General features: G+C 61.8%; 5 protein-coding genes and 1 pseudogene. All 6 read right to left on the minus strand.

The features are described from left to right. Positions 1-37: 37 nt before the first annotated feature. A complete protein-coding gene (locus tag M6689_RS10210) occupies positions 38-1,285 on the minus strand; it encodes an AAA family ATPase (RefSeq protein ID WP_298271098.1) in 1,248 nt (415 codons plus the stop codon). A gap of 130 nt (positions 1,286-1,415) precedes the next feature. Then, a pseudogene (gene argF, locus M6689_RS10215) lies at positions 1,416-2,338 on the minus strand (ornithine carbamoyltransferase). Next, positions 2,335-3,534 carry an acetylornithine transaminase gene (locus tag M6689_RS10220; protein ID WP_298271101.1) on the minus strand — a complete coding sequence of 400 codons (1,200 nt, stop codon included), beginning with the start codon at positions 3,532-3,534 and terminating at the stop codon, positions 2,335-2,337. The pseudogene argF and the gene M6689_RS10220 overlap by 4 nt, the downstream one beginning before the upstream one ends. 45 nt (positions 3,535-3,579) lie before the next feature. Next, on the minus strand, positions 3,580-4,458 hold the full coding sequence (gene argB, locus M6689_RS10225) for an acetylglutamate kinase (protein WP_298271103.1): 879 nt from the start codon (positions 4,456-4,458) through the stop codon (positions 3,580-3,582). A gap of 129 nt (positions 4,459-4,587) precedes the next feature. Continuing rightward, positions 4,588-5,712, minus strand: a complete 1,125-nt coding sequence (locus M6689_RS10230) for a HAMP domain-containing sensor histidine kinase (RefSeq protein ID WP_298271105.1) — start codon at positions 5,710-5,712, stop codon at positions 4,588-4,590. Positions 5,713-5,740: 28 nt separating this feature from the next. Then, positions 5,741-8,211: alanine--tRNA ligase (gene alaS / locus M6689_RS10235; RefSeq protein WP_298271107.1), on the minus strand; the 2,471-nt coding region annotated here is incomplete at its 5' end.

An 8,211-nucleotide genomic window follows, 5' to 3' on the forward strand; every position in this document is an offset into this window, starting at 1 on the left:
CCTTCACATACGACTAAACAACTCAAATTTGACATTATCAAAAACCTTTTGGTGGAGGGTTTAACCCATCAATAGTCCCAGAAAGCCAAATTTCTGACAACTTCATATATCCATACTTTTCTTGCCATTGCTCTCTTGACATGCCTCGCGGAGGACTTATTCGTTCGAATTCCGTTGCACCACTAACCCCTCTTTTTACTACAAAGAGGCGATGCGATGAATTAAACAAATCTATTGCATCAAGAGTCGTAGGGTTATGGCTAGTCATAAATACTTGTTTGTCAGGATTCTCAGATAAATACTTTGCTACATCTTCCACCAACGCCGTCACCAAACTTGGATTGAGCGCATTATCAACATTATCCAACGCAAAAATATTTGGTGCATTAGGATTCGCAAGTAATAGCAGAACAAATAAAACATACAAAGCACCTTCGCTAACGTCGTACGCGTACAACTGCTTAAAATTTTTTGGCATAAACTTATCAGTAAAAGATACGACAGTGGGCCCTGTATGCACATGACTAGATTGTAAAGAAGGTTCTGGTTTTGCTACTCCAACAGAAGAAAACCAATCTAACAATTTAAAAAACCTAATAATATACTTGTTTAGTCTGTTATCTTTGAGCGCCATTATTTCAGACAAAGCCTTTGACATGCCGCCACCATACAAGCCTAATGGACTCTTTCTACTTTCATCATTTGCAATTCCTCTTAGTATAGGCGTTGATGGCGCAAAAATGGCATACTCTCGCAATGCCGAGATTGCAGCCATTTCATTGGCCTTAAAAACCCCGAGAGATTCTGCAGTATTTAATATACTCTTATGTCGCTGTAAACTTGTTTTGTCAAAATTAGCAATATTTTGAATACCAACAAAACTATTACTTCTACCAGCTATCCTTTCTCGGTAATCACTACCTCTAACAATTTTCTCTGCATGATAGCCCCATTGAAACCGCCCAATGCTTTCACCTACAGAGGTAATATGAGCATGATACAAAAAGTCATCAAAACCGCCTTCAATAAAAAAAGCGTGCTTTCTTTCAATTCTGCTAAAAGCACTACGGAAAACTTCTGGCGATGAAAGTCTAACTCCACGGTCAGCTAGGCGAGAATAATCAATTTCTCCTGTAGCTGCTGCTGACAACATACCTATAGCTTCTAATATATTGCTTTTCCCAGAACCATTTGTTCCTATAAATACATTCAATTGTCCTAGCTCAATCCTCTGATCCAAGATTGATTTAAATGCTTTTATGTGGACATGTTTCAAAATTGGCATAGTCGCCTCACTGCAAGACCCTGAATTCACAATCAACGTACCAACGGGTACGCCTCGCTTCCTCGCTCGCTTGCGCCTTGCATCCCGGCCTCCTCATGACGTTTTGCAAGAGTCTCAGATGATTCGGGCATTAATTGCTCTGTTTGCCCATCAATGAAGCCATGATGGCCTTCTGTACGTGGAGCCGGTTTTCCGCCTCGTCCCAGACCGCCGAGCGGGGCCCTTCGATGACGCTGTCGGCGATCTCCTCACCGCGGTGGGCCGGGAGGCAGTGGAGCACCATGCAGTCGGGCTTCGCCAGGGCCACCAGCGTGTCGTCGACGCAGAAGCCGGCAAAGGCCTTCTCCCGCTCCTTCTGTTCCGCCTCCTGCCCCATGCTCGCCCAGACGTCGGTGTTGACCACGTCGGCCCCCCTCACCGCTTCGGCCGGGTCATGGGTGACGGTGATGGCGGAAGATGCGCGGGACAGTGCCCACTCCATGACGTTCTTGTCCGGCTCGTACCCCTTGGGGCAGGCGAGCCGGAGTTCAAAGCCGAGGATGGCGGCGGCCTCGACCCAGGTGTTGGCCATGTTGTTGCCGTCGCCGACCCAGGCCACCGTCAGCCCCTCGTAGGTCCCTTTGTATTCCATGACCGTGAAGAGGTCGGCCATGATCTGGCAGGGGTGGAAGAGGTCGGTGAGGCCGTTGATGACTGGGATCGAGGCGTAGTGGGCGAACTCCTCACGATCTCCTGGCCGTAGGTCCGGATCATGACGCCGTCGCAGTAGCGGGACATGACGCGGGCGGTGTCCCGGATCGGCTCGCCGCGCCCCATCTGGGAGGTGGCGGAGGAGATGAAGAGGGGGTGGGCACCGAGCTGGTAGACCCCCACCTCGAAGGAGACCCGGGTTCGGGTGGACGACTTCTCGAAGATGAGCGCCACGCTCTTCCCCTTGAGGAGGTGGTGCTCGATCCCCTGCTTCTGCTTTGCCTTTAGCTCCTTCGTCAGGGCGAAGAGCCCGTCGAGCTCGTCCTTGGTGTACTGGTTGAGGGCGAGGAAATCCCGCTTCATGGCTTCAGCTCCTCCAGGATGCCGTCAAGAACGGCGATCATTTCGTTCACTTCCTGCTTGGTCACCACCAGGGGCGGCACGAACCGGAGCACCCGCTCCTGGGCCACGTTGAGGAGGACCCCCCGCTGCAGCCCCTTGACGACGATCTCCCCCGCCGGGATGGAGAGCTCCATCCCGATCATGAGGCCGATGCCGCGCACGTCGGTGATGAAGGCATACTTTTGCTTAAGCCGCTCCAGCTCGCCGAGGAGATACTCCCCCATCTCCTCCGCCCGGTTCAGGAGTCCCTCCTCCAGGACCGCCCGGACGGCGGCCACTCCGGCGGCGGTGACCAGCGGGTTCCCCCCGAAGGTGGAGCCGTGGGTGCCGGGGGAGAACGACGCGGCGATGGCGTCCCGCGCCAGCATGGCACCGATGGGGGCGCCGCCGGCCAGGGCCTTGGCGAGGGTCATGATGTCGGGGACGACGTCGAAATGTTCATGGGCGAAGAGCCTGCCGGTCCGGCCGATCCCCACCTGCACCTCGTCGAAGATGAGAAGGAGGCCGTGACGGTCGCAGATCTCCCGGACCTTGCGGAAGTAGTCGGCCGACGGCACAACCACTCCACCCTCCCCCTGGATCGGCTCCAGCATCACGGCACAGGTCCGGGGAGTGACGGCGGCGGCAAGGGCGTCGGCGTCGTTGAACGGGACGTAGCTGAAGCCGTGGAGTAGCGGATCGAAGAACTTCTGCACCTTCTCCTGCCCCGTGGCGGAGATGGTCGCCATGGTCCGGCCGTGGAAGGAGGCGAGGGCGGTGACGATCTCGTAGCGCTCCGGGTCGCCGTACTTCTCCCGGGTGTACTTGCGGGCGAGCTTGATGGCCGCCTCGTTCGCCTCGGCCCCCGAGTTGCAGAAGAAGGCCTTGTCGGCGAAGGAGTGGGTGCAGAGGAGCTCCGCCAGGGCGATCTGGTTCGGGATGTGGTAGTAGTTGGAGCAGTGGATCATCTCGGCCGCCTGCTTCTGCAGCGCCGCCACCACCTTCGGGTGGCAGTGGCCGAGGTTGTTCACCGCCACGCCGGCGAGGAAATCGAGGTAGCGCTTCCCGTCGGCGTCCCAGAGGACGCACCCCTCCCCCCGCACCGGCACCAGCGGGTAGCGGCCGTAGGTCTTCATGATGTATTTGTCAGCCTTTTCCGTCCAGTCAGCGGAATTCATTCTCTGTCGCCTCCGTAATACCGGTCCCTGGTCCCTGGTCCCCGCCTATCGGCGGATCTCGGTGCCGACGCCGACGTCGGTGAAGATTTCGAGGAGAACCGCGTGGAGCACCCGGCCGTCGATGATGGAGGCCTTCTTCACCCCCTCGGTGATGGCGTCGACGCAGCAGGTCACCTTGGGGATCATGCCGCCGGTGATGACCTTGCCGTCGATGAGGCGCGGCACGTCGTCAAGGAGGATGCTAGAGAGGAGCGTGCCATCGGTATCCTTCACCCCCTCCACGTCGGTGAGAAGGATCAGCTTCTCGGCCCGCAGGGCCCCGGCCACCCGTCCGGCCACGAGGTCGGCGTTGATGTTGTAGCTCTCGCCGTGCTCACCCACCCCCACCGGGGCGATGACCGGGATGAACTTGCCGTGCTCCAGGGTCTGGATCAGCTCCTGGTTCACCTTCACCACGTCGCCGACGAAACCGATGTCGACCCGCTCCACGGTGCCGTCCTCCCGCTTCACCTCCTGGAGGAGCTTTTCACACTGCAGGAGACTGCCGTCCTTCCCCGAGAGCCCCACCGCCCGGCCACCGTGCTGGTTCAGGTAACCGACGACCTCCTTGTTCACCTGGCCGGTGAGGACCATCTCCACCACCTGCATGGTGGCGGCGTCGGTGACCCGCATCCCCCGCACGAACTCGGAGACGATGCCGAAACGCTTGAGGGTTTCGTTGATCTGGGGACCGCCGCCGTGGACGACGACGGCGTTGATGCCGAGGGACTTGAGGAGGATCACGTCGAGGGCGAACGACTCCTTGAGGGCCTCGTCGGCCATGGCGTGGCCGCCGTACTTGATGACGATGGTCTTGCCGGAGAAGCGCCTGATATACGGAAGCGCCTCCATCAGGGTGTTGGCTTTTTCGATGAGGTGCTGCATCGGGTTGGGCCTCCCGTGACGGTGGGATAGGGGCGGGAACTGGTTTCGGAAAGGAGCAACTATAGCAGAAAGGGGGCAATAATCAACAGGAAAGAGGGGTTGCGGCCGTCTCCCGGAAGGGGACGCGGGTCAGTCGGCCGCGGGGACAGACTGGGGGATGACGAGGGAAAAGGTGGTCCCGACCCCAGGCTCGCTCTCCACGGTCACCGTGCCGCCGTGGAGCTTGAGGAACTCGCGGGCATAGAAGAGCCCGAGGCCGAACCCCCGGATCTGACCGGTGCCGTCGGGGTCCACCTGGTAGAACTTCTCGAAGATCTTCGGCAGCTCCTCCCGGGGGATCCCCGCGCCGGTGTCCGCGACGGTGAGCCGGTAGCCGTCGCCGTCCCGCTTGAGGGAGAGGGTGACGGTGCCGGTTTCGCGGGAAAACTTGTAGGCGTTGTCGACTACCTGGCCGATGGCGAAGGCGATCTTCTCCCGGTCGAGCGGAATGGGGGGAAGGGGATCGAGGTCGAAGGCGGTGGTGACCCCCGGCTTGGCGGCCGCCTCCCGGGAGGAGCAGACGAGGCCACGGACCAGCTCGCTCAGGTCGCACGGCTCCCGGAGCACCCCTTCGTCGGCCCCCATGAAGCGACTGAAGGCGAGGAGTTCCGTCACCAGGGTCTCCAGGTAGCGGGACTGGCCGCAGATCAGCTCCAGATTCCGGCGCGACTCCGGGTCGTCCGGATCGTACGCCCCCCCCGCCAGGTTCTGGAGGAAGAGGGAGATGGTGGTGAGGGGGGTGCGGAACTTGTGGGAAATGAGGGAGAGGAAGTTGCTCTTGAGCCGGTCCATGCTCCTGAGGTTGGCGATCTCCTCCTTGAGGGCCTTCTTGTCCAGGGCCTTGTCCACCGCCGTCTTGAGCTGGAGGAGGTTCAGGGGCTTGGCGATGAAGTCGTCGGCGTCGGCCTTGAGCGCGTTGAGGATGATCTCCTTCTCGGCATAGCCGGTCATGACGATCACCACCAGGGTGGGCTCCAGCTCCTTGAGCCGGCGCAGGAGCTCGATGCCGTTGAGCTTCGGCATCATGACGTCGGTGAGGATCACGTCGATCCCCCCCTTTTCGAAGAGACGCAGGGCCTCCTCGCCGTCACCCGCCTGCAGCACCCGGTACCCCTTGAGGGCCTTGGCGCAGAGATCACGGATCACTGCTTCGTCATCCACGACGAGGATCGACTTTGTGCTCCGTTCCGCCTGGTATCTCGTCACGACATCCATGGTGCCCCACTGCCTTCCATTCAGTCCGTTACGCCTGTCCCACCAGCCCGTACACCTGCTCCAGCGCCTCGGCCAGCCGTGCGGGGTCGCTGCCGCCGGCCTGGGCCAGCTCCGGCTTGCCGCCGCCGCTGCCGCCGATGACCGGCGCCAGCTGACGGATGAGGTCCCCCGCCCTGAAGCGCCCCGTCAGGTCTTTCGTCACCGCCACGAGGAGGTTCGCCTTCCCCTCCTTCTCGCACCCCAGGGCCACCACGCCGGAGCCGACGCGCTCCTTGAGGGTGTCGGCCAGCTCCCGCAGTTTCTTCGGGTCGTCGATCTCCACCTGTACCGCCAGGACCTTCACCCCTCCCACTTCTCGCATGCCGGCGAGGAGGTCCGCCGACCGGGCGGCGTTGAGCTTCCCCTGGAGCGTCTCCAGTTCCCGCTGCATCTCCTTCTGGCGGACGAGGAGCTTCTGGAGTCGGTCGAGGTTGTCCCCCCCCTCGGCCTTGATGAGGACCGCCACCTGGCGCCGCTCCTCCTCCAGCTCCTGCACGTAGCGAAGCGCAGAGGCGCCGGTCAGCGCCTCGATCCGGCGCACCCCGGCGGCGATCCCAGCCTCGGAGAGGATCTTGAAGAAGCCGATATCGCCGGCGGCCCGGACGTGGGTCCCGCCGCAGAGCTCGACACTCACCTCGCCTACCTTCACCACCCGGACCCGGTCGCCGTACTTCTCGCCGAAGAGGGCCGTGGCGCCGCTCTCCATCGCCTCCTCGACGGCCATCTCCCGGGCCCGCACCTCGTCGTTCCCCATGATGAAGCCGTTGACGATCTCCTCCACCCGGCGGACCTCCTCCGGAGTCAGGGCGGCGAAGTGGGTGAAGTCGAACCGGAGCCGCTCCGGCGCCACCAGGGAGCCCGCCTGCTTCACGTGGTCGCCGAGGACCTGGCGCAGCGCCGTCTGCAGGAGGTGGGTGGCGGTGTGGTTGCGGGCCGTGGCGTCGCGCTCCGTCCCCGCCACCTTCAGGTCGCACGCCTCCCCCGTCGCCAGGGTCCCTTCCACCACCGTTCCCCGGTGGACGATCAGGTCGGGATAGGGGCGGATGGTGTCGGTCACCCGCACATGGGCGCCGCCGGTGGAGATGACGCCGGTATCCCCCGCCTGGCCGCCGGACTCGCCGTAGAAGGGGGTCCGGTCGGTGACGATCTCCACCTCGTCTCCCCCCTTCGCCCTGGAGACCTCGGCACCGGCGTGGAGAAGGGCGGTGATGGTCCCGTAGGCGCTCTTCTCGTCGTAGCCGACGAAGACGCTGCGGAGACCGCGGTGGTAGAGCTCCTTATGGAGCGCGGCGATCCCCTCCTCGCCGGACCCCTTCCAGTGCTCGCGGGCCTGCTCCCGCTGGCGCTCCATGCACGACTCGAACCCCGCCTCGTCGATGGTGAACCCTTCGCTCTCGACGATGTCGGCAGTGAGGTCGGTTGGAAAGCCGTAGGTGTCGTAGAGGCGGAAGAGGACCTCGCCGGGGATGACGCTCTTTCCCTTCTTCCGGAGGGAGCCCACCTCGTCGTTGAGGATCCGCAGGCCGTTGTCGAGGGTCTCGGCGAAGCGCTCCTCCTCGGCCCGGATCACCTTCTTGATGTACTCCTCCCGCTCCAGGAGCTCGGGGTACGCGTCGGCCATGATGGCGTTCACCGCGTCCACGATCCGGTAGAGGACCGGCTCGGCGAACCCGAGCATCTTGGCGTGGCGGGCGGCCCGGCGCATGATCCGGCGCAGGACGTAGCCGCGCCCCTCGTTGGAGGGGAGGACCCCGTCGCAGATCAGGAAGGTGGTGGCCCGGGCGTGGTCGGCGATGACCCGCATGGAGACGTCGTCCTTGTCGTTCTCCCGGTAGCGCTTCCCCGAAAGCCGCTCCACGTGCCGGATGATCCCCTGGAGGAGATCGGTGTCGTAGTTGGATTTCACCCCCTGCATGACGGTGGAGATCCGCTCCAGCCCCATGCCGGTGTCGACGGAGGGCTTGGGGAGCGGGGTGAGGGTCCCGTCGGCGGAGCGGTTGAACTGCATAAAAACGTTGTTCCAGATCTCCATGTAGCGGTCGCAGTCGCACCCCACGGCGCAGTCGGGGCTGCCGCACCCCACCTCGGGACCGTTGTCCCAGAAGATCTCGCTGCAGGGGCCGCAGGGGCCGGTGTCTCCCATGGACCAGAAGTTGTCCTTCTCGCCGAAGCGGTAGATCCGCTCCCGCGGAACCCCCTCCTGGTGGTGCCAGATGTCGGCCGCCTCGTCGTCGTCGGTATAGACCGTTACATAGAGGTGGTCCTTGTCAAGACCCAGCTCTTTGGTGAGGAACTCCCAGGCGAAGGCGATCGCCTCCTTCTTGAAGTAGTCGCCGAAGGAGAAGTTGCCGAGCATCTCGAAGAAGGTGTGGTGGCGGGCGGTGCGCCCCACGTTCTCCAGGTCGTTGTGCTTGCCGCCGGCCCGGACGCACTTCTGGGACGAGCAGGCCCGGACGTAAT

Origin of the sequence: Geobacter sp., from assembly GCF_027327745.1 — a bacterium.
Taxonomy (GTDB): domain Bacteria; phylum Desulfobacterota; class Desulfuromonadia; order Geobacterales; family Geobacteraceae; genus Geobacter.